The sequence below is a fragment of the Olsenella profusa genome, assembly GCF_016900315.1.
GTDB classification, from domain to species: Bacteria; Actinomycetota; Coriobacteriia; order Coriobacteriales; family Atopobiaceae; genus Thermophilibacter; species Thermophilibacter profusus_A.
This window is the reverse complement of sequence record NZ_JACSNQ010000001.1, coordinates 95770-121943: the sequence shown is the minus strand read 5'-3', so window position 1 is coordinate 121943 and position 26174 is coordinate 95770. Positions and strand designations below refer to the sequence as shown.

20 protein-coding genes and 1 pseudogene are annotated in these 26174 nt (G+C 67.6%); 6 read left to right on the top strand and 15 right to left on the bottom strand.

Translation table 11 applies throughout. The features are described 5' to 3' along the window. Nucleotides 1-95: 95 nt before the first annotated feature. The 4 genes from H9X80_RS00510 to H9X80_RS00495 form a co-directional block, all read right to left on the bottom strand. The gene (locus tag H9X80_RS00510; RefSeq protein WP_204792388.1) at nucleotides 96-749 is read right to left on the bottom strand and encodes a hypothetical protein; all 654 of its coding nucleotides are present in this window, start codon (nucleotides 747-749) and stop codon (nucleotides 96-98) included. 274 nt (nucleotides 750-1023) lie between these two features. Further along, nucleotides 1024-1797 (bottom strand): aminoglycoside phosphotransferase family protein, encoded by a 774-nt coding sequence (locus H9X80_RS00505; protein ID WP_204792387.1) that lies wholly within the window; start codon nucleotides 1795-1797, stop codon nucleotides 1024-1026. A 39-nt stretch (nucleotides 1798-1836) separates the two neighbouring features. Next, nucleotides 1837-4458, bottom strand: coding sequence for a bifunctional acetaldehyde-CoA/alcohol dehydrogenase (adhE, locus tag H9X80_RS00500; RefSeq protein WP_204792386.1), 2622 nt, complete (start codon nucleotides 4456-4458; stop codon nucleotides 1837-1839). A 188-nt stretch (nucleotides 4459-4646) separates the two neighbouring features. Continuing rightward, nucleotides 4647-6224, bottom strand: coding sequence for a PTS mannitol transporter subunit IICBA (locus H9X80_RS00495; protein ID WP_239471401.1), 1578 nt, complete (start codon nucleotides 6222-6224; stop codon nucleotides 4647-4649). Here H9X80_RS00495 and H9X80_RS00490 point away from each other — a divergent pair. The 4 genes and pseudogenes from H9X80_RS00490 to H9X80_RS09000 all read left to right on the top strand — a co-directional run bounded on the left by H9X80_RS00490 (nucleotide 6214) and on the right by H9X80_RS09000 (nucleotide 9750). Beyond that, a complete protein-coding gene (locus H9X80_RS00490; protein ID WP_239471400.1) occupies nucleotides 6214-6975 on the top strand; it encodes a 1-phosphofructokinase family hexose kinase in 762 nt (253 codons plus the stop codon). The two genes, H9X80_RS00495 and H9X80_RS00490, sit on opposite strands and share 11 nt — an antisense overlap. A 66-nt stretch (nucleotides 6976-7041) precedes the next feature. Continuing rightward, nucleotides 7042-8382: pseudogene (locus H9X80_RS00485) on the top strand (fructose-bisphosphatase class III); the annotation flags it as partial. A 33-nt stretch (nucleotides 8383-8415) separates the two neighbouring features. Beyond that, complete coding sequence (locus H9X80_RS09005; protein WP_342590842.1) at nucleotides 8416-8793, top strand: fructose-bisphosphatase class III; 378 nt, start codon at nucleotides 8416-8418, stop codon at nucleotides 8791-8793. After that, on the top strand, nucleotides 8794-9750 hold the full coding sequence (locus H9X80_RS09000) for a fructose-bisphosphatase class III (protein ID WP_342590835.1): 957 nt from the start codon (nucleotides 8794-8796) through the stop codon (nucleotides 9748-9750). It begins immediately after the preceding gene. Between the two features lie 87 nt (nucleotides 9751-9837). Here H9X80_RS09000 and H9X80_RS00475 read toward each other — a convergent pair whose 3' ends face one another. From H9X80_RS00475 to H9X80_RS00430, 10 genes are all read right to left on the bottom strand, one after another. After that, the gene (locus H9X80_RS00475) at nucleotides 9838-10953 is read right to left on the bottom strand and encodes a hypothetical protein (RefSeq protein ID WP_204792383.1); all 1116 of its coding nucleotides are present in this window, start codon (nucleotides 10951-10953) and stop codon (nucleotides 9838-9840) included. Between the two features lie 118 nt (nucleotides 10954-11071). Continuing rightward, nucleotides 11072-13024 carry a LuxR C-terminal-related transcriptional regulator gene (locus H9X80_RS00470; RefSeq protein WP_204792382.1) on the bottom strand — a complete coding sequence of 651 codons (1953 nt, stop codon included), beginning with the start codon at nucleotides 13022-13024 and terminating at the stop codon, nucleotides 11072-11074. Beyond that, the gene (locus H9X80_RS00465) at nucleotides 13024-13383 is read right to left on the bottom strand and encodes a PLP-dependent transferase (protein WP_204792381.1); all 360 of its coding nucleotides are present in this window, start codon (nucleotides 13381-13383) and stop codon (nucleotides 13024-13026) included. Before H9X80_RS00465 ends, H9X80_RS00470 begins: the two co-directional genes overlap by 1 nt. Before the next feature lie 2 nt (nucleotides 13384-13385). Continuing rightward, nucleotides 13386-15149, bottom strand: coding sequence for a threonine--tRNA ligase (gene thrS, locus H9X80_RS00460; RefSeq protein ID WP_204792380.1), 1764 nt, complete (start codon nucleotides 15147-15149; stop codon nucleotides 13386-13388). Between the two features lie 589 nt (nucleotides 15150-15738). Further along, nucleotides 15739-16170, bottom strand: a complete 432-nt coding sequence (locus H9X80_RS00455; RefSeq protein ID WP_204792379.1) for a zinc ribbon domain-containing protein — start codon at nucleotides 16168-16170, stop codon at nucleotides 15739-15741. 69 nt (nucleotides 16171-16239) lie between these two features. After that, on the bottom strand, nucleotides 16240-17646 hold the full coding sequence (locus H9X80_RS00450; protein ID WP_204792378.1) for a bifunctional folylpolyglutamate synthase/dihydrofolate synthase: 1407 nt from the start codon (nucleotides 17644-17646) through the stop codon (nucleotides 16240-16242). Between the two features lie 263 nt (nucleotides 17647-17909). Next, nucleotides 17910-18494 (bottom strand): GTP cyclohydrolase I FolE, encoded by a 585-nt coding sequence (folE, locus tag H9X80_RS00445; RefSeq protein WP_204792377.1) that lies wholly within the window; start codon nucleotides 18492-18494, stop codon nucleotides 17910-17912. Further along, nucleotides 18487-19431, bottom strand: a complete 945-nt coding sequence (locus H9X80_RS00440; RefSeq protein ID WP_204792376.1) for a bifunctional 5,10-methylenetetrahydrofolate dehydrogenase/5,10-methenyltetrahydrofolate cyclohydrolase — start codon at nucleotides 19429-19431, stop codon at nucleotides 18487-18489. The genes folE and H9X80_RS00440 overlap by 8 nt, the downstream gene beginning before the upstream one ends. Beyond that, on the bottom strand, nucleotides 19428-20069 hold the full coding sequence (locus tag H9X80_RS00435; protein WP_204792375.1) for a cyclodeaminase/cyclohydrolase family protein: 642 nt from the start codon (nucleotides 20067-20069) through the stop codon (nucleotides 19428-19430). Before H9X80_RS00435 ends, H9X80_RS00440 begins: the two co-directional genes overlap by 4 nt. A 52-nt stretch (nucleotides 20070-20121) precedes the next feature. Further along, nucleotides 20122-21795, bottom strand: coding sequence for a formate--tetrahydrofolate ligase (locus tag H9X80_RS00430; RefSeq protein ID WP_204792374.1), 1674 nt, complete (start codon nucleotides 21793-21795; stop codon nucleotides 20122-20124). A 317-nt stretch (nucleotides 21796-22112) separates the two neighbouring features. On the opposite strand from H9X80_RS00430, the gene H9X80_RS00425 reads away from it, so the two are divergent. Both H9X80_RS00425 and H9X80_RS00420 read left to right on the top strand, forming a co-directional pair. Then, nucleotides 22113-23189: an aldose epimerase family protein gene (locus H9X80_RS00425; RefSeq protein WP_204792373.1), complete on the top strand. Its 1077-nt coding sequence runs from the start codon at nucleotides 22113-22115 to the stop codon at nucleotides 23187-23189. Nucleotides 23190-23724: 535 nt separating this feature from the next. Further along, a complete protein-coding gene (locus H9X80_RS00420; protein WP_204792372.1) occupies nucleotides 23725-24447 on the top strand; it encodes a ThiF family adenylyltransferase in 723 nt (240 codons plus the stop codon). Between the two features lie 256 nt (nucleotides 24448-24703). On the opposite strand, the gene H9X80_RS00415 is transcribed toward H9X80_RS00420, so the two are convergent. Next, complete coding sequence (locus tag H9X80_RS00415; RefSeq protein WP_204792371.1) at nucleotides 24704-26173, bottom strand: hypothetical protein; 1470 nt, start codon at nucleotides 26171-26173, stop codon at nucleotides 24704-24706. Nucleotide 26174: the final 1 nt, after the last annotated feature.

The window sequence follows — 26174 nt, the reverse complement described above, 5'->3', positions numbered from 1 at the left end:
GATGGCGTGAAAGTGTACGTACCCAAAGAGGAGGGTGTACGTACCCTAAACCCTGCACCCCAGACGCCTAACCCCGTGGGCCAGCCCTCCGGGCGCTACTCCGCAACCGCCGCGAGGCCCGACACCACGTCCGAGCCGCCGTACAGGGCCGAGAAGAACGCCGCGTTGCCGGCCACGTCGGGAGTCCAGGCGCCGTCCTCGCCCTTGCGGCAGGGCACGTCGACCGTCGTGGTGACGGGGCTCTCGTCAGCGTCGAGGCCGGCGTAGACGTCATCCACGAGCTTGGCGAAGAGGGCCGCGCGCCCGCCCTGGGCATAGAGGTCCTCAGCGTCCTGGGTCTCGGAGAAGGACGTAAAGCTCGCTCCGGCCACCTCGAGCGCGGCCGAGAGGCTCGCGTTGGTGACGGTCACGCTCACCGTGGCGGCGTCGCCGTCGGCGCTTGCCTCCCCGAGCTCGTAGGAGAGGTGCTCGAAGCAGTGCCGGTGCCACTCCTCGGGGTCCACGCCATAGGCGGAGAGCACTGCCATCGTGGCAGCGTCCCCAAAGTCGGCGGCGGGCCAGGGACTGTCTGCCGGCTCGTTGCCGTCCTCGTCTGCCTGTGGAACCACGTAGCTCTCCATGAGCGCGGACACGGCATCCCGCGCCCGGTCCGCGTCCGACTTGAACGCGCCGAGCGCAAAGGCTACGGCAACGACGACCGCGACTACGGCAACGGCAGCCACCACGACGAGCGGGCGCTTGTCACGCATGCTGTACCCCTTCCCTGTTCCAACGACTCTAGCTTATCCCAACGGCCCGCCGCCGTCAGGCCCACGGCCGCCCCTGTTCCGCCTCAACGAGGCGCTCAGTCCCCCAGGGGTCAGCTCCGGGGCAGTCGAGCCCGCCGTCGGCCAGCCCCAGGGCACTCGCTCCATCCCCAGTGGGTGCTTGCCCCCTAGCGATCGCTTGCCCCCCAGCAAAAAAGGGCCCGCCAGCCGGAGCTGACGGGCCCTGTGCCAAGCTGCTAAGACGACGCTAGTCGAGCTAGTCGATGTCGAGCGCGGCGTCGACCTGGCTGCGGAGGAACTCCTCGGCGTCCTTGCGGCCGCGGGAGAGCTCGGCGGCGGCCATGACGGGCACCCAGTAGTGCACCTTCTGCTTGGCCACGTCCGCCTTCTTGGAGAAGACGTCGAGGTACTTCTCGGCGTGGCCGGGGTGGTACATCTTGAAGAGGATGTAGGTCATCGCGGCGTCGGCCTCGGGCAGGCCACGGGTGACGTGGGTCCAGTCGCAGGCGTAGAGCGTGCCGTCGTCGGTCACGATCACGTTGGACGGGTTGAAGTCACAGTGGCAGATGCTGCGGCCGGGCGCCATGCGGTCGGCGCGCATCTGGAGGTCGTAGCGGACGGACGGGTCGAGGCCGGGGGCCTTGCCCACCATGCCGGCAATCTTGGTCTTCTGGTCCTTGAGGAGCTCCGGGGCGGGCGTGCCCTGGATCTCGATCTGGAAGTCCACGAACTGGTCGAGAAGTTTGTCGTACTCGTCCGTGCCCTCAGCGGCGTCCATGAGCGAGCGCATGGTGACGCCCGGGACGTACTCCGTGGAGAGGGCCCAGGCGCCATCGGCGACCTGGGAGACCTCCAGGACCTTCGGAACGCGGACGCCGGCCTCGGTGACGCGCGCGAGGTTCAGCGCCTCGTTGAAGACGTCCGAGGCGGGCTTGCCGGCCTTGAACACCTTGACGATGCGGTCTCCGTCAACGTAGACGACCTTGTTGTGACGCTCGACGATAACCTGCTTGCTGTCAGAAAGTTCCATTGCTGCCTCCTTCTGGGCAACGAGAAGAACCTGTGCGGACTAGTCCTCGTAGGAGGTCGCCTCGCGGCCGTAGAAGGCGTCGAGGTAGAGCTCCTTGATCTCGGACACGAGCGGGTAGCGCGGGTTGGCGCCGGTGCACTGGTCGTTGAAGGCGTTCTCGGACATCTCGTCGAGCGTGGCGAGGAAGTCCTCCTCGGTCACGCCAAAGCCGGCGATCGTCTCGGGCACGCCCACGTGGGCCTTGAGCTCCTCGATGCGGGCGATGAAGTTCTCGAAGACCTCGCGGTCGTCGGCGCCCTGGATGCCGCAGAAGCGGCCGGCCTCGGCGTAGCGGTGCAGGGTCTTCGGGTGGTCGTACTGCGGGAAGGTGCCCATCTTCACCGGGCGCTCGGCGGCATTGTAGCGCATGACACGCGTCAGGATGACGGCGTTGGCCAGGCCGTGGGCGATGTGGTGGTAGGCGCCGAGCTTGTGGGCCATCGAGTGGTTGACGCCGAGGAAGGCGTTGGCGAAGGCCATGCCGGCCAGGCACGAGGCGTTGGCCATGTGGTCACGGGCCTCGACGTCGGTGCCGTCGTCATAGGCACGCTCGAGGTAGGTCAGCACGAGCTTCATGGCGCGCAGCGCGATGCCGTCGGTGAAGTCGGACGCCATGACGGAGACGTAGGCCTCGAGAGCGTGGGTGAGCACGTCGACGCCGGAGGCGGCGGTCAGGCCCTTGGGCTGGGTCATCATGTTGTCGGTGTCAACGATGGCCATGTTCGGCAGGAGCTGGTAGTCGGCGATCGGCCACTTGGTGCCGGTGTTGGCGTCGGTGATGATCGAGAACGGCGTCACCTCGGAGCCGGTGCCGGAGGAGGTGGGGATGGCCACGAAGAAGGCCTTCTGGCCCATCTCCGGGAAGGTGTAGACGCGCTTGCGGATGTCCATGAAGTCCATGGCCATGTCCTCGAACTTGGCCTCGGGGTGCTCGTACATCATCCACATGATCTTGCCGGCGTCCATGGCGGAGCCGCCGCCGATGGCGATGATGCAGTCGGGCTCGAAGGCCTTGAGCTGCTCGAGACCCTTCTCGCAGTCCTGAAGCTTGGGGTCGGGCGAGATGGACCAGAAGCTGGAGTAGACGATGCCCTGCTCGTCCAGGGACTCCTCGATCTTCTTGGTGAAGCCGCTCTTGTAGAGGAAGGAGTCGGTGACGATGAAGGCACGCTTCTTGCCGTAGACCTCGGAGAGCTCGCGCAGGGCCACGGGCATGCAGCCCTTCTTGAAGAAGACCTTCTCGGGGGTACGGAACCAGAGCATGTTCTCACGCCTCTCTGCGACGGACTTGATGTTCAGCAGGTGCTGCGGGCCGACGTTGCCGGAGACGGAGTTGCCGCCCCAGGAGCCGCAGCCGAGGGTGAGCGACGGGGGCATCTTGAAGTTGTAGATGTCGCCGATGCCGCCCTGCGCGGCCGGGGTGTTGATGAGGATGCGGCAGGTCTTCATGCGCTTGGCGTGCTCTGCCATCTTCTCGGTCTCGCGCGTGTCGATGAACAGCGAGCTCGTGTGGCCGTAGCCGCCGTCGGCGATGAGGCGCTCGGCCTTGGAGAGCGCGTCCTCCCAGTCCGTGGCGCGGTACATGCCGAGGATGGTGGTCAGCTTCTCGTGGGCCCAGGGCTCGGAGGGCTCGACGGACTCGACCTCGCCGATGAGGACCTTGGTGCTGGCGGGGACCTCCACGCCTGCGGCCTCGGCGATCTTGGGCGCGGGCTGGCCGACCATCTTGGCGTTCACGCCGCCGTTGACGATGACGGTGTTGCCGACCTTGGCGATCTCCTCGCCCTGCAGGAAGTAGCAGCCGCGCTTCTGGAACTCGGCCTTCACGGCGTCATAGATCTTGTCGAGCACGATGACGTTCTGCTCGGTGGCGCAGATCATGCCGTTGTCGAAGGTCTTGGAGTGGATGATGGAGTTCACGGAGAGCTCGACGTCGGCGGTGTCGTCGATGATGGCGGGGTTGTTGCCCGGGCCGACGCCCAGGGCCGGCTTGCCGGAGGAGTACGCGGCGTTGACCATGCCCGGGCCGCCGGTGGCGAGGATGATGTCGGCGGAGCGCATGAGCTCGGCGGTCATGTCGAGCGAGGGCACGTCGATCCAGTCGATGATGCCCTTGGGGCAGCCGGCGGCCTCGGCGGCGTCACGCACGATGCGGGCGGCCTCGGCGGTGCACTTCTTGGCGCGCGGGTGCGGGGAGATGAGGATGGCGTTGCGCGTCTTCAGGCAGATGAGCGTCTTGAAGATGGCGGTGGAGGTGGGGTTGGTCGTCGGGATGACGGCGGCGACGAGGCCGAGAGGCTCGGCGACCTGCTTGTAGCCGAAGGCCTTGTCGTCGGAGATGACGTCGCAGGTCCTCATGTTCTTGTACTTGTTGTAGATGTACTCGGAGGCGTAGTGGTTCTTGATGACCTTGTCCTCCATAATGCCGTAGCCGGTCTCCTCGACGGCCATCTTGGCCAGCGGGATGCGGGCCTTGTTGGCGGCCATCGCGGCCTCGTAGAAGATCTTGTCCACCTGCTCCTGGGTGAACTTGGCGAACTCGGCCTGCGCGGCGCGCATCTGCTTGATGCGTTCCTGCAGCGCCTCTACGCTGTCAATCGTGGTCTGAACATTGTCTGCCATGCGTTCCTCCTATTACTCGGGCCGCACGCGCGACGCGTCGGGCGCACGGTCGTACAAAGGACAGGGTGAAGCGGTCTGGCTTGGCCACACGTCTGCATCCCTTGAAGTATAGCATCACATCCGCCGGGCGCCCGGGCGAGACGCTCCCGCCCGGGCGCGGGGACGGGCCGCCACGGATGCGGGCCGGGCTAGGCGCGGCCGGAGAGCACGCGGACGACCCAGTCGACGTCGTCGGTGGTCTTCATCTTCTCGAGCACGGCCTCGTCCTCGAGGATCCGGCAGATGTTGGCCAGCACCTCGAGGTGCTCCTCCCCCCTGCCCGCGATGCCAAAGACCAGCTGGGCGCGCTCGCCGTCAAAGTCGACCCCCTCGGGGTACTGCTGGAGCACGACGCCCGTGCGCACGACGCTGTCCTTCGCCTCGTTGGTGCCGTGCGGGATCGCGATGCCCATGCCGATGTAGACGCTCGTAAGGCGGTCGCGCTCGACCATGGCGTCGACGTAGGGCTCGCTCACGCAGCCGCGCGCGACGAGCAGAGCGCCGGAGTCGCGGATGCAGCGCTCGCGGTCCACCGGCGCGAGGCCAAGCACGACGTCCTCCGCGCCGATCGAGAGGCTCGGGCGCTCCTGGTCGGCGGGCTCGGGCGCCGGGGCGGGCGTGGTCTCGATGAGCTGGGCCGCGTGGCTGATCTTGGTGAGCGCGTCGTAGAGCGCGTCGAGCGCGGGGTCGTCGAGGAAGTTGTCAATGGTCACGATCTGCGCGCTCGGGGCGCTCTTGCGGGCGCGCTCGGAGAGCACGCGCTGGCACACCACGATGTCGGCGTCGGCGGGGACGCTGTCCACGCTCGAGTGCTCCACGGTGAGGTCGGGCCGCTCCGCCTTGACGCGGTTGCGGAAGCGCGTGGCGCCCATGGCCGATGAGCCCATGCCCGCGTCGCAGGCAAAGACTATCTTGCCGCCCTCGGTGTCGGAGATGACGGCCGCCTCGGCGGTGCCCTTCATCTCGCGCATCTGCTGGCTCGCCTGGTCGATGTCGGCCACGGCCATGGAGCGCACGAGCGGCACGGCGATCACGAACGAGACCGCGGCGGCGATGGCCACGCCGATGATGTTGGTGACCATGTACTCGGAGGGCGTCATCGAGAGGAAGGCGATGATCGAGCCGGGCGAGGCCGCCGAGGTGAGCCCGGCGCCGGTGAAGCTGAACCAGGCGATGGCGCACATGTTGCCCACGATCGGCGCGATGATGACCTTGGGGTTCATGAGCACGTACGGGAAGTAGATCTCGTGGATGCCGCCGAGGAAGTGGATGATCACCGCGCCGGGGGCGGACTGACGCGTTTTCTTGTCTCTGCAGAAGAAGCAGTACGCGAGGAGCACGCCGAGCCCGGGGCCGGGGTTCGCCTCGAGCATGTACATGATCGAGCGGCCGGTCTCCTGGGCCTGGGCGATGCCGATCGGCGTGAAGATGCCGTGGTTGATCGCGTTGTTGAGGAAGAGCACCTTGGCGGGCTCGATGAAGATGGCGAGCAGCGGCATGAGGCTGTACTGGATGAGGATCGAGACGCCGCCCATGAGCACGCTCAGGATGGTGGTCATGACCGGGCCGATGAGCACGTAGCCGAGCATCGAGAGCAGCATGCCGACGATGCCCACGGAGAAGTTGTCGACGAGCATCTCGAAGCCCGCGGGGGTGTGCCCCTCCATGAGGCGGTCGAAGGTCTTTATGACCCAGCCCGCGAAGGGGCCCATGACCATGGCGCCCATGAGCATCGTGGTGTCGGGGGCTCCGGCGATGCTCGCCGAGCAGGGCATCGACGTCTGGGCCTTCGAGGCCATGGGAGAGGCCCGCACCAACCTCAAGGTCAACGACCCCGAGCTCGAGACCCACACCGACATCAACGAGCCCGGCCCCGAGGCCGGCGTGGCCCAGCTCGACGCCATGCTCTCCGCGCTCGTGGGCGCGATCGCGGCGGGTGACGTGGTGGTCCTCTCCGGGAGCCTGCCCGCCGGGGCGCCCGTGGGCACCTACGACGCGTGGTGCCGCGCCTGCGCGGGCGCCGGCGCGCTCGTGTTCCTCGACGCCGACGGCGAGGCGCTCGCCCGCGGCCTCGACGCCTGCCCCTTCCTCGCCAAGCCCAACGACGCCGAGCTCTCCCGCCTGTGCGGGCACGCGCTCGAGACCGAGGCCCAGGTCGCCGACGAGGCGCACCGGCTCGTGCGGGGAGGCGTGGGCCGCGTCGTGGTCTCCAAGGGCGGCACGGGCGCCGTAGTCGCCGACGGCGAGCGGGTTCTTCTCGCCCGCTCCCCCAGGGTCAAGATGGGCTCCACGGTGAGCGCCGGCGACTCGGTGGTGGACGCGCTCGCCTACGCCCAGGAGAGGGGCATGGACCTCGAGGACGCGGTGCGCCTGGCGATGGCCACCGGCGCGGCGAACGTCATGCAGACGGGCACGCAGGCCGCAGAGCGCTCGCTCGTCGACGAGCTCCTCCCGCGCGTGACGCTCGAGCGGCTCTAGGGGCGACTTTCGAACCAACAGAGGACGTAAGGGCCGACGGGCCCCGAGTCAGAAGGGAATGAAACCATGAAGGCAAAGGCAGTGCGTCTCCACGCGGCAAACGACCTGAGGCTCGAGGAGTTCGAGCTCCCCGAGATCGCCGACGACGAGGTGCTCGTCAAGGTCGTCTCCGACAGCATCTGCATGTCCACCTACAAGTGCGCGACCCTGGGCGTCGAGCACAAGCGCGTCCACGAGGACGTGGCCGAGCACCCCGCGATCATGGGCCACGAGTTCGCCGGCGACATCGTCAAGGTGGGCTCCAAGTGGGCCGACCGCTTCAGGCCCGGAATGAAGTTCACCATCCAGCCAGCGCTCAACTACAAGGGCACCATGTGGAGCCCCGGCTACTCCTACGAGTTCTGCGGCGGCGACGCCACCTACTGCATCCTGCCCGCCGAGGTCATGGAGTGCGACTGCCTGCTCGAGTACACCGGCGAGGCCTACTACCAGGCGTCGCTCGCCGAGCCCATGAGCTGCTCGATCGGCGCCTTCCACGCGGCCTACCACACGCAGATGGGCGTCTACACCCACGAGATGGGCATCCGCGAGGGCGGCAAGCTCGCCATCGTGGCCGGCGCGGGCCCCATGGGACTCGGCGCGCTCACCTACGCGCTGCACTGCGACCGCAGGCCGAGCCTCGTGATGGTGGCCGACATCAACCAGGACCGGCTGGACCGCGCCGCCGAGCTCTTCCCGCCCGAGGAGATCAAGGCCGAGACGGGCATCGAGCTCGTCTTCGTCAACAACGGCGCCTACGATGACCAGGTGGCGGCCCTGCGCGAGGTCTCGGGCGGCACCGGGTTCGACGACGTGCTCTGCTACGCGCCCGTGGCTCCCGTGGTCACGCTCTCCGACGCCATCCTCGGCCGCGACGGCTGCCTCAACTTCTTCGCCGGCCCCACCGACAAGAACTTCAAGGCCGAGATGAACTTCTACGAGGTCCACTACGGCAGCCACCACGTCATGGGCACCACCGGCGGCAACACCGCCGACATGGTGGAGTCGCTCGAGCTCACGGCGGCCGGGCGCGTGGACCCCTCCGTCATGGTCACGCACGTGGGCGGCCTCGACGCGGCGGCCGAGACCACGCTCAGCCTGCCCAAGGGGACCGAGCACTTCGTCTCTGACGTCCACGGCGAGTACGACGCCTTCAAGCACATCCTCAGCAACTGCTCGGGCGTCATACGCGAGCGCGTCGCAGACACCTTCCGGCTCGAGCTCACGAGCGCCGAGCAGGCCGACCTCTGCACGCTCATCTACTACCCGCACCGAAAGCTGCGCCGCCTGCGCGAGGAGGGCGTCGCCACCGACGAGTAGTACGCGATCACCCTCATGCGCCTCGTGAGGCTGGCGCGCTACCTCTCCGACTCCTACACCCGCTCCAAGGTGCGCAAGGCCATGCCGGCCGAGTACGCCGACATGATCTGCGACCGCCTCATGGAGTACCACTCCGTCGACCTGCAGTGGGGCAACCACGACATCGTCTGGATGGGGGCGGCGGCCGGGTCCGCCGCGTGCCTCGCCGCCGTCATCCGCAACAACATCCACTACGACTCCCTCAAGATCCTCGAGGGCGCCTACGGGGTGTCGCTGCGCGAGCTCGCGCTGTTCGCCGAGGCCACCTACCGTGCCGACGACGGGATGAGCCCCGTCGAGAAGACCATCTCCGTGATCCTGTTCAAGCTCGAGGGCCAGACCATCCTGCGCCACCCCAACTGGCACATGGAGGACCGCCTGCTGCTCGGGCACGTCGACGTCGGGCGCGGGACCTGCTAGGTGGGCGGGAGGTCGTTCGAGCTGCGCACGCGCGACTTCCCCACCCTGGACGCGCGCGACCCCTACGCGCTCACCGACGACCCGGCCACCTGCCGGCGCGTCCTCGAGGAGTTTGGCTGCGACCCCGAGCGCGGCCACATCATCAACGGGCACACCCCGGTGCACGCCTCCGCGGGCGAGCGCCCGGTGCGAGCCGGAGGCAGGCTCGTCGTCATCGACGGCGGCTTCTGCCAGGCGTACCACAAGACGACCGGAATCGCCGGCTACACGCTCATCGCCGACCCGCGGGGCATGCGCATCAAGGCCCACCGCCCCTTCGCGTCCATCGCAGACGTGCTCGACCTCAACGCGGACATCATGAGCGACGACGACCGCTTCGAGGTCGAGCCCCGACCCCTCACCGTGGGCGACACCGACACCGGGGTGGACATCCGCTCCCAGATAGCCGCCTGTGCGCGCTGCTCGACGCCTACCGCGCCGTCGAGCTCCCCGAGCGCACCGCACGGTCCTAAGGATTTGGCGGCAGAACCGCGCGCCCAAGGCGTAGCTCATCGAGTGATGAGACGTCTCCCCGCAACGTCCCACAGCATGAGGAAGAGGGCACACAAGCGCGTTCATGCACAGCTGGGCAGCAGGAGCCACGAGGCGCACCACCACCTCAGAGAGGAGGCAGCCGATAAGCAGCCATATCTCAAGGGCCGGGGTCGGCGCTTCCGCCCCCTCCCCTCCGGAGCGCAGAAGGCTTCTACCAACGAGAACGACTGCTGCCAACGCGACTGCAAAAAGAACGCCCGCAACCCATGGCAGGTCAGTCAAGGAGCCGAGCAGGAAGTACGACAGCCACAACAGTCCGAGGAGCAGCATGAGCCTTGCAAAAGACTTCACGTGACTCACGCCAAGCTCACCACCTCAACCAGGACGATAGCGGACAGGGCGACCGCAAGGGGGTCAGCCTGAAACTGAAGGGGCGCGACCAGAGCGCGCGCATGACCGTCGCGGCCGCCCATCAAAGTGTCCTCTCGAGCTCCATGACCTGGTCGCGCGCTACAAGGAGACGATTGAGGATATGTAGCTGAACGAGTCATCCATGGGTTCCAGTTCGAGGGACTCAAGGCGTGAAAGACTCTCAGGACCAATCTCGTAGCTGACAACCTCCCAGCTAGAGAGCGTGTAGACCCTGTTGTCATGAACGCATGCGTTGGAAACACTGCCGACGTCTTCCTCCCAGACCACCTGGGAGAGGTCGGAGGTGTAGCACCTCATGCGCAGGGGTCGCCCCGCATCAATGTCCACCTGGCTGCCAATCAGGGCCAACGGACCATAGGGGCCGGGATACACGTCGTAGACGGGATCGCCAAAGTCAATTTGCGAGAGAGTCAGCGCGCTAGGATCGAACACCCCAACCTTCGTTGACCCATTCATGGCCTCAGAGCCGTCGAACCAACTCGTGAACCAGAGGCTCCCGTCCAGGACGCGCGAACGACACTGATCGACACCGTAATCGGATAAATCGAACGAGGCAACAAGATTCAAGTCTAGGTCATAGACGAGCAGGTCACTCCGGTTCAGCCCCTCGGTGAGATCTCCGGCAAAGACGCAGAGCTTGTCGCCACAGAGGTTAATGGAGTGCACGTGCGTCTCTGGCAGACTCACCTCGCGTGAGGGCAGCCCGTTCTTGCTGACTCGAGTCACGTAAGAGGTGAAATTGAGGTTGCTGCAGGCAAAGAGGTAATCGTCTGTCGCCACCACACCGTACAGATTGACCCTGTCTGCCGTGTGGGGGATGATTTCTCCCCCCACGTAGTCAAACTCGAGCAGGGTCCTTTCGCTGCGAAACCCGTCAAGGCCAGCGGGAACCACGTACATGCGTCCGTCCCTGACATACGGAGCTTGCCAGCCCGGGGCGACCGAAGCATACGGCAGGAGAAGCTCGGACACCACCTGGAGGTCCTCACCCAAGAGCACAATCCTACTGCTTTCTAGGTTCCCCCTGGTCTCAATGATAGCCAAGGTCGGATCTGTGTCGCTGTCAAGCCTCGAGAAGTGGGTCAGCAGCCGCTTCGGGACCCCCAGGGCAACCAGGGTGCCAACGACTCCGGCCACAAGGAGCCCCACGACGAGGACGCGTCTGATGCGCTTTCTGCTCCCCACGGGGATCACCCACCCACCCCTCGTAAAAGTGACTTCATCCTTGCTCCCTTCGTCTGCCTAATGCAAGCTTAAGCAAGATGAGGTCACCCGTCGTGTCGGCACCCTATATGAAGTTTGTCCGACAGCCTCAACCAGTACGTTTACGCAACAGCTCAGACGCCTCCCGTGCGCTGTGTATCCCGAGCTTACGATAGGCGGTAGCTTTTGCACTGTTAACGGCACCAGGAGCTATGAACAGTCGCCGCGAGATCTGTGAGCGTGTCATCCCCCGAACGGAAAGAACGACAACACGCGCCTCCGTCTCAGAGAGTCCAAGTGTCTCAAAATGCCCCAGAGCCCCCTCGTCTCCATTCAAGGACACGTTCGTATGGTCTTGCCCTTCTCGGCGCAAACACACCCCCAAGTCCATGACAACAAACGCGATGCAGAGCACAGCCCCGATGAAGTAGGCCTCCTGCAGTTCGATGCTCAGCAGCGCCACCCGCCACGATGACATGCCGGAACCAACCAGCAACAGAAAGGCATGACGATCCGCAACAACTGAGCGCGCGCCTTGAAGGAGGCAGGCTCCTAAATCCCTCCAAGGCGTCCGTAAACCCTCAAGAGAAGCATGCCTGCACCAGACTCCCTCGCGAAGAGCCACGAGGGCGAGAAGGACCTCAGCAACAACAATACCGACCCATCCCCAGGGGAAACCCCCGTAGTTCACCGCCACGAAGCAGCCCAGGAGCTGCGCGGACACACACGTTAACGCACGAACTCTACCGCCGGCACCCACATGGTCGCAACCCCAAGTACCCTCATCGTGAGCAATCATCTGAGCAGATGCCACGATGACAAGCAATGCTCCCGCTGCAAGCAGGCCGCTTTCCTGAAACGGCGATGGAGCAACGGACGCAAAGGGGGTCAAGCACAGCAAAATGAGCGGCAAAGCAAGATGCGGCAGGCGACCACGTTCAACACACGCAGTCAACTCGCCCCCTGCATCACCGTTATTGCGAAGCCCCTCCAAATAGGAAGAAAGCTGATCAAGACTCTCGAAACCAAGTGCGTCCAGAGCGCGCCTCTGGAACGTGCTTACCGTCCCCCTTCCTATCCCAAGCTCTTTGGCAACCTCGGCACCCTTCATGCCCTTGAGTCGCAACGAAATCACGTCGCGCTGACGGGCGCTTAACGAGTCGCCCCCGGGCAAAAGCGGGAGGAGATCGCACGCAGCGGCTTCATGAGGCTGGACGTGGGAGGACAAGTCTTCGCCCGTGTACCACCGCTTTCGAACATATGCGGCGGCAACGCAGAGCACAAGAGCGACTGAGGCCACTCCCAGCATCACGATGCAGGCAGACCCCAACGGGTCCGCGTCGGGGAAATTGACGGGATGGTACAGAAGGACCTCGGAGAGCGCCTTGCAAAGGACTGAAGAGGTATAGAGTGCGCCCGAAAGCACAACTGCACAGCTAAGAGAGCCATTAATCCCACCGAGGGTGAGCGAGATTTGGCGGCAAACGCACCAGGAGAGAATGCCCGAGGCCACGCAGAGCACGGGACCTCCCCAGGCAGGGAGGCCGAGCGAGACAACAAAAAGCAGCATGGGCACACAGACGCCGCCCAGGAGCAGGCCGAGCATGAGCGACCGCCTCTCCATGACGCCAGACGGAGCGAAGGCGTTGCCAAGGCACGTTCCGAACAGTACCCAGCCCACAAGGGATAGGGTAAGTGCGACATTGCCTACGAGCTCAAACACCGGCTGCCAGGCGAGCAGCGAGTAGTCACCAATCCTCATGGGCAACCACGCCACCTCGCTCAGCGCAATCAGCGGGACGGTAACGCAGGCAACAACGGGACAGGCCATGCGAAGCACGCGCTCTGCCCGTTTCGAGGTGCGGCCCTCGCTCAGCACCTCAACAAGGACGACAGCGGACAGGGCCACCGCAAGGGGCTCAACCTGAAACTGAAGGGGCGCAACCAGAGCGGAAACCGAAAAGAGCGAGACGACAGGCGACCTCAGCACGCAGGGCATGGCGCTGAGCAAGGCCCCCCAAAGACACCAGAGGGTGCGCGCATGACCGTCGCGGCCGCTCATCAAAGTGTCCTCTCGAGCTCCATGACCTGGTCGCGCGCGTCGCGCGCGTCAGCCTCCCAGAGGAACCACTCCCCCGCCGGGGCACCCGCGGCGAGAAACGCCACGCGCGGCCCGAAGCCTCCCACGAGCGCGTTGGCCGCGCGCGGGAAGAGCTCGTCGGACTTGAGGCCGGGGTAGCGCACGGCCACGACGTGCGGGTGGCACGCCAGGTAGCAGGCCACGACCTGCGCGGCGTCGGAGACGGCGCGCCAGCGCTCGCGTCCGAGGTCCGTGGCCAGCGCCGCGAGCGCGTCAAGCGAGAGGGCGCCCGCGACCTCGGCCGCAGACGCCCTCCGGATATCCAGGTTCTTCTCGCCCACGCTTAGCGGCGCGCCGCGATCTCGGCGCAGACGTCGGTGATGAAGTCCTCGAGGTTGGCCACGTGGGTCTCGTTGGAGCGGTCGCGCACGGAGATGGTGCCGGCCTCGACCTCCTGCTCACCCAGGATCAGCATGTAGGGCGGGCGGTCGATGTTTCGGGCCTCGCGGATCTTGTAGCCGATCTTCTCGTCGCGCTCGTCGAGCACGGCGCGGATGCCAGCGGCGTCGAGCTTCTCGGTGACGGCGCGCGCGTAGTCGCGGCTCTTCTCGGAGACCGGGAGCACCTTGACCTGGCACGGGGCGAGCCAGGTGGGGAACTTGCCGGCGTAGTGCTCGATGAGGATGCCGATGAAGCGCTCGATGGAGCCGAAGCACACGCGGTGGAGCATGATCGGGCGCTTCTTGGAGCCGTCGGCGTCGGTGTACTCCAGGTCAAAGTTGAGCGGCATCTGGAAGTCGAGCTGCACGGTGCCGCACTGCCAGGTGCGCCCGAGCGAGTCCTCCAGGTGGAAGTCGATCTTGGGGCCGTAGAAGGCGCCGTCGCCCTCGTTGACCACGTAGTCCTTGCCCAGGCGCTCAAGGGCCTCGCGCAGTCCCGCCTCGGCGCGCTCCCAGTCCTCGTCGGAGCCCATGGAGTCGTCGGGGCGCGTGGAGAGCTCGAGGTGGTAGGTGAAGCCGAACTTCTGGTACACGGAGTCGATGAGGTTCACCACGCCCACGATTTCGTCGGTGAGCTGGTCCGGGCGCACGAAGAGGTGGGCGTCGTCCTGGTTGAAGCAGCGCACGCGGAAGAGGCCGTGCAGGGCGCCGCGCATCTCGTGGCGGTGCACCAGGCCGATCTCTCCGGCGCGGATGGGCAGCTCGCGGTAGCTGTGCGGCTGGGACTTGTAGACAAGCACGCCGCCGGGGCAGTTCATCGGCTTGATGCAGTACTCCTCGTCGTCGATGATCGTGGAGTACATGTTGTCCTTATAGTGGTCCCAGTGGCCGGAGGTCTTCCAGAGCTCCTTGTTCATGATCATCGGGGTGGAGATCTCCACGTAGCCCGCCTTGTGGTGGATCTCGCGCCAGTAGTCGAGCAGCTCGTTCTTGAGGATCATGCCGTTGGGCAGGAAAAACGGGAAGCCGGGGGCCTCGTCGCGCATCATGAAGATGCCCATCTCGCGGCCGATCTTGCGGTGGTCGCGCTTCTTGGCCTCCTCGATGAGGCGCAGGTGCTCGTCGAGCTCGTCTTTGGTAGCAAAGGCCGTGCCGTTGACGCGGATGAGCATCTTGTTGTTCTTGTCGCCCTTCCAGTAGGCGCCCGAGACGCCCGTGAGCTTGAAGGCCTTGAGTGCCTTGGTGTAGGTGAGGTGCGGGCCCACGCACATGTCGATGTACTCGCCCTGCTGGTAGAAGGTGATGCGGGCGTCGTCGGGCAGGTCGCCGATGTGCTCGACCTTGTACTTCTCGCCGCGCTCCTCCATGAGGGCGATGGCCTCGGCGCGCGGCAGCTCGAAGACCGTGAACTTGAGGTTCTCCTTCACGATCTTTCTCATCTCGGCCTCGATGGCGTCGAAGTCCTCCTCGGAGATCTTCTGGCCCTCGGGCAGGTCGATGTCGTAGTAGAAGCCGTTGTCAGTGGCCGGGCCGTAGGCGAAGTCGGCCTCGGGGTAGAGGCGCTTGATGGCCTGGGCCATGATGTGGGCGGCGCTGTGGCGAACGACGTGCGTGACCTCCTCGGCCGGGCACTCGTCGACGTGGCCGTCGTTGTAGAGGACCTTCATGGGAACACCTTTCGCTGGGGATGAACATAAAAAAGGCCCGAGCGCGGATGCGCCGAGCAATATGCGGCGCCTGTCCGTGGCCCGCCGGCCATAGGAAGGGACAGACGCCTAGATAGTCTGAGTTCGAACGATATGTGCGCTGAAGCGACGCATCGCTGCCTTTCGTCTCGCTTGCACAGCAATGGTTTACCACAAGTGGCCACCGACCGCGCGCGGGGAAACAGATTCGCAGCATGCGCACGATTGGGCGGGCGCGGGCCCTGGGCTGGTTCGCTGCGCGGGAATCCGGGAGTGTGTGCGTTTTCGCCGCGAGAATCGCCGGGGGTGTGTGCACCGCTGCGCACAGGGGAGCCGATTTACGCGGCCCGAACGCGCACTCCCCCGGATTTCTGCGCAGAGGAGGGCGGGCAAGGGGGCTCGACCAGAGGTGGGCGCTCAAGGGGGCGCGAGCAGCGGCGGGCGCGAGCAGAGGAATGCGGGCGAGGAGCGCAAACAGCAGCAGGAGCGCAGAGCCGAACCCACCGACGCCCAAAAAGCGGCCCCCGCCGAAGCAGGGGCCGCAGCACGTCGCAGGTTCTTCTCGCCGGCGCTACTGGATGCGCGTGCGACAGTACGGGCACACCTTCCAGTCCGCGTTGAGCGGGCGGTGGCAGGTGGGGCAGACGTTGCGAACCTGCGTGTTACAGATCGGGCAGACCACGAAGTCGCGGTCGATCGGGGCGCCGCACTTGGGGCAAATGCCGTAGTGGGAGAGCTGGTGCTCGCGCAGGGCGATGTCGAGGTCCTGCTCCTCGCGGTCGATGAGGTAGGAGCTCGGGCGCAGGATCACGTACGCGAGCAGGCCCACGATGGGGATGACGGAGATGATGGCCCACATCCACCAGGGCTCGGCGCCACGGCGCTGGGCGTCGCGGATCACGTAGACGATGGAGAGGATGTAGAGCATGACGACGCAGATGACCATGAGGTAGAGGACCATGCGGACCTCGGGCGTGATGAGCTGGTCAAGCAGATCTTGCATGTCGGGGACTCCTTAGCACATCGGGGCGCACCGCTTGCGACGGCGCAGACATTCGAATTGTAGCAAAAGTCAATCGAACAGGCCCACTAGCTCCCCCGCAAGGGTGATGGAGCCGCAGCCCACGTAGGATTCTCCACACAATGCCGACGTCGCGGCTTCAACCGTCGGATACGTCCCGACCACCTGGGCGCCCGCGGCGGCAAAGCGCGCGGCAAGCTCGTCTGCCGGGAGGGCGCGCGGGCTTGCGGTCTGCGTGACGGCCACGCGCGGGAACGCCTTGGCCAGAAGCGCCACGATCCCGTCCACGTCCTTGTCCGCCAGGACCGCTGCAAGGAGGGTCGGCCGCTCGTCGCGCGCGGGCGCCACGTCGTCGACCGCGGTGAGGAAGGTCGCCACGGACTGCGGGTTGTGGCAGGCGTCGATGAGCACGGGCGGGTCGGGACGCAGGAGCTGGAAGCGGCCCGGCGTGGGGCAGCCCACCACGGAGTCGAAGAGGGCGTCGGCATTGAGCACGCGCCCGAGGTGCGCCTCAGCGAGCGCCACCGCGCAGGCGACGTTTGCCGCCTGGTAGGCGGGCTTCAGGCACGCGAGCTCCGCGTAGGTGGCGCGCGGCGTGGTCACGGCGAGCTCGAGCGGCGCCCCGATGCGGTGCGGGCGGCGTGTGATCTTGTAGCTGGCGTGCGGCAGGTTGGCGTGGAGACGAGGCGCCCCGGGACCCATCTCCCCCGCCGCGTCGGCCGGGTCCTCCGGACGCAGCAGCACGGGCTCCACGCCCTCAGCGCGGGCCTGGCCCAGCAGCACGTCCTCCACGCTCGCCGGCGTAGCGGTGCCGACGCCGAGCACGCAGGCGCGCCCGCGGCGGATGATCGCAGCCTTCTCGCCGGCGATCTTCTCGAGCGTGTCGCCGAGCACGCGCGTGTGGTCGAGCCCGATGCCCGTCACCGCCACCGTCCTGATGGACTTGGCGGCCGTCGTGGCGTCCCACCGCCCGCCCATGCCGCACTCGAGCACGGCCACGTCGACGCCCGCCTCGGCAAAGACGACCATCGCGGCCACGGTGAGCGTGTCGAACTCGGTGACGTCGTAGGGTCGCTCGCCGGCAGCCGCGCGGCGTGCGTTGACGCGGACGCCCGCCTGGTGGGCCGCGGAGACGCCGTGGGCGAAGGCCTCCTCGCTGACGGGGCGGCCCCCCACCTCCATGCGCTCGGTGTAGCTCACGAGCTCGGGCGAGGTGTAGAGCGCGGTGCGCAGCCCCTCGCCGGCAAGGATCGCCGCGGTGAAGCGCGAGGTGGACGTCTTGCCGTTGGTGCCGGCCACCTGCACGCACTCGAAGGCGAGGTCGGGGTCGCCGAGCTCGGCTAGCATGTCCTCGACGGTCTCGAGCATGGGGCAGATGCCAAAGCGCAGCGCGCTGTGCACGAGGTCGAGCGCCTCGGCGTAGGAGACCTCGGGCACCTCAAAGGGGACTCGGTACATTTCGCTCCGTTTCAGGCCCCGGTCCGTGCCGGGGTTCTTCTCGCTTGGTGTTCCGGCGGCCTGGTGCGCTTCCTGCAGGGGCGCCGTGGGCCGTTGGAGGGTACGTACAGGGGCATTGTAGGGTACGTACACTTTTACAGAGCTCCCAATGAGGCCGCCCCCACAAACTCGCAGGTCAGAGGGCTGGCGAGAAGAACCTGGGGTTCGTGGGGTGTACGTACCCTAACGACCTGCGCGCGGCCCGGCCGTCGACGGGCCGTGCGCTACAGGCCGAGCAGGCGCAGGGCCTCCTCGCGGGTCTTGAGGTCGCGCAAGCAGCCGCGCACCGCCGAGGTGGTGGTGAGGGCGCCCGCCGCGCGGATGCCGCGCATGGTCATGCAGGTGTGCTCGGCCTCCATGACCACGAGGACGCCAAGCGGGTCGAGCTCGCGCACCATCGCGTCGGCCACCTGGCCGGTCAGGCGCTCCTGGACCTGGAGGCGCCGGGCGTAGCCGGAGACGCAGCGCGCAATCTTGGAGAGGCCCGTGATGCGGCCGTCGCGCGGGATGTAGCAGACGTGCGCCTTGCCCGTGAACGGCAGCAGGTGGTGCTCGCAGAGCGAGGAGAACGGGATGTCCCGCACGATCACCATCTCCTGGTTGCCGGGCTCGTGGAACTGCTTGCGCAGGTGGGCGCCCGGGTCCTCCTGCATGCCGCCGAGCACCTCCATGCAGGCGCGCGCCACGCGGTCGGGCGTGCCGAGAAGACCCTCGCGGTCGGGATCCTCCCCCACCGCAAGCAGGAGCTCGCGGACCGCAGCCTCGACGCGCGCCCGGTCGAGCGCGCGATAGTTCAGCTCATCAGACATCTGGGGTCCTTTCGGTGGCCGGGGCGGGGTGCGGCTGTGCGGGGCGGAACGGGGCGGGGCGCCGCGTCTGTGGCTCGGCAGCCCGCGCCACCTGCGCCTCGGCAGCGCGCACCACGTGGTCAACAAGCACGGCGGTGGTGACGGAGCCGACCCCGCCCGGAACCGGCGTGAGTGCGCCCACGACGCCCTCGGCGGCCGAGGCGTCGACGTCGCCGACAAGGCGGCCGGCGGCCTCGTCCCAGGTGGTGCCCACGTCGACGACCACCTGCCCCGCGGCTACGCACGACGCGCCCACGGTCCCCGGGGCGCCGGCGGCGGCCACGACCACGTCCGCGCACCGGCAGCAGGCCGCAAGGTCGCGCGTGTGGGTGTGGCAGGTCGTAACCGTGGCGTTTCTCGCCAGAAGAAGGGCCGCCACGGGCCGGCCGATGACGTCGGAGCGGCCTATCACCGTGACGTCGGCGCCGTCGAGGGACACCTCGTAGTGGTCGAGCAGGGCGAGAACCGCCTCGGCGGTGCAGGGCGCAAAGCCGTCCGCGCGGCCGGAGAGGACGCGGAGCTGACAGGCGTCCGTGACGCCGTCGACGTCCTTGGCGGGGTCGATGCGGCGCGCGGCGGCCGCGGCGTCAAGCGGGTCGGGCAGCGGGCGGAAGAGCAGGATGCCGTGGACGGACGCGTCGGCCGAGGCCTCAGCGAGCGCGGACTCGAGCTCGGCCTGCGCGCAGTCGGCGGGAAGCGTCACGTGGCGCACCGCGACGCCCGCGGAGTGGCAGCGCTTCTCGGCCGCCCGCTCGTAGGCGAGGTCGTCGCCGCGCTCGCCCACGCGCACCATCGTGAGGCAGGGGGTGACGCCGGCCGCGGCGAGCCGTGCGGCCCGCTCGGCCACGCGCGCCGTGAGCTCCCTCGCCACGGGCGCGCCCCGCAGCTCGCGCGTCATTGGGCGGCCCCGCGGGCGCCGATGCGGTCCGTGACGGAGAGCGCCAGGCGCTCGACGCGCGGCACGTACTCGTCCAGAAGCTCGCTGCAGGTCGACTCCACCCGCTCGGCCATCTGGCGGTCCTTGAGCAGGGAGGTGTTCACGTAGACGTTCACGCTCGCCGTCTCGAGCGCCGCGCGCACGAGCAGCGCCCCGCAGGCCACATCCGAGATGAGCAGCGGGGAGCAGATGCGCCCCATCTCCTCGAGCAGCGGCACCGCGCGGCAGCACTCCCCCATCATGGCGAGCGGCGCCATGCAGGCGCCCTCGGTCGCACGCTCGATAGCGGCGGGGCGGGCGGGGTCGTCGGCGGGGAGCGCGTAGGCTGCCGTCACCGGCTCGAAGCCGAGCGCGTCCTCCTCCACCAGCTCGAGCAGGCGGTAGCGCACGTCCTCGACCTCGTCCATGATGCGCCGGACGTCGGCGTCGACGGCGGCGAAGCGCGGCTTGCCAGCGGTGAAGGACCCGGCCATCGAGCAGAGCGACGCCCCGAGCGCGCCGACGAGGGCGGCCACGCCGCCCCCTCCCGGCACGCTCGTCTTGGCGGCGACGCGCTCCGCGAACTCCTCGCAGCTCAGCTCCGTGAGCCTCTCGTCCATTGAAGAAGTCTCCCCTCCTGGAGTCTCGGGCGCTTCGCACGCCGCGATAGGCCTAGAACAGGCCGGTGATGCGGCCGTCCGACGTGACGTCGATCTTCTCGGCGGCGGGCACCTTGGGCAGGCCCGGCATGGTCATGATGTCGCCCGTGAGCGCCACCACGAAGCCGGCACCGGCGGAGACGCGGACGCTGCGCACCGTAATGCGGAAGCCTTCGGGCGCGCCGAGGCGCTTGGGGTCGTCGGTGAAGGAGTACTGGGTCTTGGCCATGCAGATGGGCAGCCCGCCGAAACCCTGCTCCTCAAGCTGGGCGAGCTGGCGGGAGGCCGCCGGCGTGAAGTCGACGCCGTCGGCGTGGTAGACGCGCGTTGCGATGGCGTCGATCTTCTCGGCAAGGGTGCCGTCGAGCTCGTAGGCGTAGTGGAAGTCGGAGGGCTCGTCACAGAGGCGCACGACCTCGCGGGCGAGTGCTTCGCCGCCCTCGCCGCCCTTGGCCCAGACCTCGGAGAGGGCCACGTTGACGCCGAGCTCGCGCACGCGGCGCTCGACGAGCTCCAGCTCGGCGGCAGTGTCCGTGGGGAAGGCGTTGATGGCCACCACCACGGGCAGGCCCCAGACGTCGCGGATGTTGGAGACGTGGCGCAGCAGGTTGGGCAGGCCGGCCTCAAGGGCCTCGAGGTTCTCTGTGGTGAGCTCGGCCTTGGGGACGCCGCCGTTGTACTTGAGCGCGCGCACCGTGGCCACGAGCACCACCGCGGAGGGCGCCACGCCCGTGGCGCGGCACTTGATGTCGAGGAACTTCTCGGCGCCGAGGTCCGCGCCGAAGCCGGCCTCCGTGACCACGTAGTCCGCGAGCTTCAGGGCCGTGGTCGTGGCCTCCACGGAGTTGCAGCCGTGCGCGATGTTGGCGAACGGGCCGCCGTGGACGAAGGCGGGGTTGCCCTCGAGCGTCTGGACCAGGTTGGGCTTGATGGCGTCCTTGAGCAGCGCCGTCATGGCGCCCTCGGCGTGGATGTCCGCCACGGTGACGGGCTTGCGGTCGTAGGTGTAGGCGATCACCATGCGGGCCAGGCGCGCCTTGAGGTCGGCGAGGTCCGTGGCGAGACAGAACACGGCCATGACCTCGGAGGCCACCGTGATGTCGAAGCCGTCCTGGCGCGGCATGCCGTCCGCTACCCCGCCCAGGCCGTCGACGACGTTTCTGAGCTGGCGGTCGTTCATGTCCACGCAGCGCTTCCAGGTGATGCGGCGCGGGTCGATCCCGAGCTCGTTGCCCTGCTTGATGTGGTTGTCCAGCATCGCGGCACAGAGGTTGTTGGCGGCGCCGATGGCGTGGAAGTCGCCGGTGAAGTGGAGGTTGATGTCCTCCATCGGGACCACCTGTGCATAGCCGCCGCCGGCCGCGCCACCCTTGATGCCGAAGACGGGGCCGAGCGAGGGCTCCCGCAGGCAGAGCATGGTCTGGTGGCCCAGGCGGTTCATGGCATCGGCAAGGCCCACCGAGGTGGTGGTCTTGCCCTCGCCGGCCGGGGTAGGGTTGATGGCAGTGACGAGCACGAGCCTGCCCTTCATCGGGCGGTCTGCCAGGGAGTGGATGTCCACCTTGGCCTTGGTGCGGCCGTAGGGCTCGAGCATGTCCTCGGAGAGCCCGGCGCGCGCCGCGACCTCCGTGATGGGCAGCATCTTTGCCTCCTGGGCGATCTCGATGTCGGACTTGTGCTCTGCCATGGCGGCTCCCTTCGGTCAACGCTTTGGCCCTCTACTGTAGCGCAAGCCGGCCGCTCCCCGCGGCGGGGCGGGAGGGGTCGAGAAAACCGCACAGCGCGCCGGAGCGGACGGGATCGGCCGCCGAGCGGCGTGCGCGCGTCCCTGCCGGGGGCGCCGCCATCCCCGCGCGGCGACGCTGTCATAATGGGCGTGAGAAGGTGGGTGCGCGGGCGAGTACGCGGGCGGCAGCTCTAACGAGGCGAAAAGGCCGCGCGGCCCGGGCGGTCGAGCGTGCGGGCGGCGGGCTAGCGGCAGCCCCGACGAGGCAGGAGGAAGCGATGGTCGAGCAACGTGAGTTCGGTGTGGCCCCCGACGGGTCCAAGGCGAGCGTCTTTGAGCTCTCTGCCGGCGCGGTGCGCGTGCGCGTGAGCGACTTCGGGGCCACGCTGCTCGGGATCGACGCCCCGGACCGCACGGGCGCGACGGCCGACGTGCTCCTCGGCTTTGCCTCCCTCGACGGCTACGCCGGCGAGAACGGCGCCTGCTACGGCGCCACCATCGGCCCCGTGGCCAACCGCACCGACCGCGCCGAGGTGCCGCTTGGCGGCCACGTCTGGCACCTGCCCGGAAACGACGGCCCCAACCACCGCAACAACCTCCACTCCGACCTCGCGCGCGGCCTGCACAAGCGCCACTGGAAGGCGCGCGTAGACGAGGCGGAAAGCTCCGTCGCCCTGAGCTGCTGCCTTGCCGACGGAGAGCTCGGGCTGCCGGGAAACCGTCTCTTCACCGCGGGCTTCTCCCTTGCCGAGGCCGCAGACGACGCGGCCGAGCTCACCGTGCGCTACCGCTGCGAGACCGACGCGCCCACCTACGTGAACATGACCAACCACGCCTACTTCAACCTCGCCGGGCACGGCTCCGGAAACGTGCTCACCCAGGTGGTGAGCATCGAGGCGGACGCCTTCCTGCCCGTGCGCGAGGACTCCGTCTCCGAGGGCGAGCTGCGCCCCGTCGAGGGCACGCCCTTCGACTTCCGCTCGCCCAAGCCCCTCGGCTCCAATATCGACGACGACTGCGAGCAGCTCCGTCGTGCCCGCGGCTACGACCACTGCTTCTGCGTGCGCGGCTTCGAGCCGGGCGGCGCGCCGCGCCAAGCCCTGCACGCGGAGGACCCGGCGAGCGGCCGGGCGCTCGACGTCCTGCTGACCACCCCCGGTGCCCATCTCTACACCGGCAACTGGCTCGGCGACGCGAACGCCAAGGACGGCGCAAGCTACAGCCCGCGCGCGGGCTTCGCCTTCGAGCCCGAGTTCTACCCGGACTGCGTGCACCACCTCGACTGGCCGCAGAGCGTCTGCGAGCCCGGCCGCCCCTACGAGATTACGGTCGTCTACCGCCTCTCCGTCGCGTAGCCGCCCGGCGAGAAGAGCGTTGGCGTCGAAAGGCGCTGCGAGCTGCAGGTTCTTCTCGCCGCACAGCATGGCGACACGCGAGCTGCAACGCTACCGAGGGTTCATGGAGTCTTGTCCCTGGGTAAGCGAGCTTCCGTTTTCGCCTCGCGCAAAGTCACGCTTTGGGCGAGAATAACGTGAGCAAGAGCGAGTTTCTGCTCGTCAGCTCGCTCAAAGTCACGCTCTGGCACTGGTTTTCGTGACAATGAGCGAGCTGGCTCATCTTAACTCGCTGGAAGTCACGCTTCCGCACGGCGTTTCGTGACAATGAGCGAGTTTCTGCTTTCCGGCTCGTCCAAAGTCACGTTCTGGCACGGCGCTTCGTGACAATAAGCGAGCCAGCCAGCAGCGACTCGTCTAAAGTCACGCTTTAAGGCGAGAAACCGTGACGATGAGCGAGTCAGCCAGCAGAAGCTCGTCCAGAGTCACGTTCCGGCGCCGAAAAGCGTGACATCGCGCAAGCTGGCACACATTCGGCGAGAAGAACGGAGCGAAGGTGGAGACGGCACAGGACCGACTGCGGCTGGTGATCGGCGAGGAGGGGCTCGAGCGGCTCGCGGCGGCCCGCGTGGCCGTGATCGGCCTCGGCGGCGTGGGCTCGTCCTGCGCGGAGGCGCTCGCGCGCGGCGGCGTGGGCCACCTCGTGCTGCTGGACCGCGACGTGGTGGCGCCGAGCAACATCAACCGCCAGGCCATCGCGTTCACGAGCACGATCGGGCGCCCCAAGGCCGAGGTCATGGCCGCGATGGTGCGCGACATCAACCCGCAGGCCGACGTCACGGCACTGACCGCGTTTCTCGACAAGGACCGGCTCCCCGAGCAGATGGACGCACTCGGGCCGCTCGACTACGTGGTGGACGCCATCGACACCGTGGCGCAGAAGCTGCGGCTGGCACAATGGTGCCAGGAGCGCGGCGTGAGTGAGCTCTCCGCGATGGGCGGGGCCAACAAGCTCGACCCGTGCCGGCTGCGCTTCGCGCGGATCGAGGAGACCGTCAACTGCTCGCTCGCGCGCGTGATGCGCAAGGAGTGCCGGCGGCGCGGCATCCGTGGCCTGCGCGTGCTCTTCTCGGACGAGCAGCCCGTGCGCATGGAGGCGATCTCCGACGAGCGCTGGATGCGCGAGGGGTCGCTGCTGGGCACGATGAGCTACCTGCCACCGATCATGGGCCAGATGCTCGCGAGCCGCGTGATTCGCGACCTCCTGGGCTGGGCGTAGCGGGCTAACCGGGGCTCCGGTGCACCTGACACACGCACTTCTCGTTTGCGGTGCACTTGGCGGGTGCACTTCTCGCCCGCGGGTGCACTTAACGGGTGCACCTACGACAAAACCGCAGGTGGCGAGAAGAACCCCGGCTAATTATCGCGTCAAGTGCACCCGGCCGCCCGTCAGCCGCACACCAAGTGCACCCGGGCACCCGTCAGCCGCGCGCAAAGCACACTCGTCAGCCCATCGGTCACGCGCCCCGTGCGCCCTACCGCAGCAGACAGACGAGAAGGACGTCAACGACAACGGCACAAACGAGCGCGGGCACGACGCCAAGAAGCCCCACAAGGCCGATGACGAGGAGGCTCACCGAGCCGGCGAGGAAGGCCGTGGGTCGCACCGAACCCCGTCGGGCGGCGAGCTGCGGGTCGTCAAAGCCGGCCGAGAACACGAGCACTGCAAGCAGTGCCCACGAGAGGGCGACCGTTCCCCAAACGTTCCCGGAAAGTAGGGCCGCCGCTCCGCCACCCACGAAAGTCGACGCCACAGCCGCGACAAGGACGGCCGGGAGCGAGTCGAGCGCGAGCAGCGCAAGCGAGCTCACCGGAAGCATCGGGCGTACGAGGCGGTTTGCACAGTCCTCGCGGAACACCCAGGTAAGCTCGAGCGGATCTCGCAGCCGCATCAGGACGCAGAGATACCACATGAGGAGCACGCCCGCATCCACGCGAGCAGCGACGAGCAGAGCACCCGTTGGCACGACGAGCGCTCCCCAGGAAAGGACGCCAAGAAGAGTTGAGGGACGGCGGACAAGGCTCACGAGCGCGTGCGAGACGAGCGCCGTCAGGCCGGGACGGAAGCGCCAGGTTCTTCTCGCCTGGCGATGGCGGCCCATTTGGCGGCGACGGCACGCCTCCCGATACGCCCCGGTGTTGACGAGCGCAAGGAAGCGCAGCGACTGACGCGCGGCATAGAGCTCGTTGTCGTCCACGACAAAGGCCATGTCCGCCCGCGCTGCAAGCGCAAGCGAAGCCACGACGAGAAGGGCATCGACCAGCAGCGCGACAGGAACTAGGTAGGCGCCGGCCAGATCGACAAGCGCAGGAAGTGCGAGAAAGAGCGCGGCGGCGAGAAGGACGGCGAGCACGGCGGCGCAGAGTGTGACAACAGGACGCAGCCGCCTCGAGGCGGCGCTTCTCGCCAGGCCGGCCAAGAGCGCAAGCAGCCAGGCGGCCGGGAGCACCACGGTGGCGAGAGCGGACCAAACGAGCGGGCTCGACGCCAGAGCGAGCACGCCCAGCAGGTAGCCGGAGAGCCCGCCGACAACGGCTGCGGACGCCACGTTGCGCACCAGTCGAACCGCCAGCAGCGCCCCGGGACGCACGGTCCGGGCGAGCCAGGCGATGTCAGGGGCAATCAGGCGCAGCGGGGTCTCGCGCAGGGAGCCAGCCGTCCAGGCAGCCAGGGCAACCGTTGGCGCAAGCGCAAGCAGCAGCAGGGCAAGCGGCCCTGCGAGCGAACCTAGCACAGCGCGCGCTCCCTCGACAAGGGAGACCACCTGCGCCCAGGAGAGCACGACCACCACCGCACAGAGGGCAAGCAGGTAGAGCTGGTAGGTGCGCTCGAGAAACCCGCGGTCCTCGTCTATGTCGACGCCGGCGGCAAAAAGTAGGAAGCGCAGGTCGCTGCGCGCGTGCCGCAGCTCAAGACGGGCGACCACGGCAAGTTCTGAGCGCATG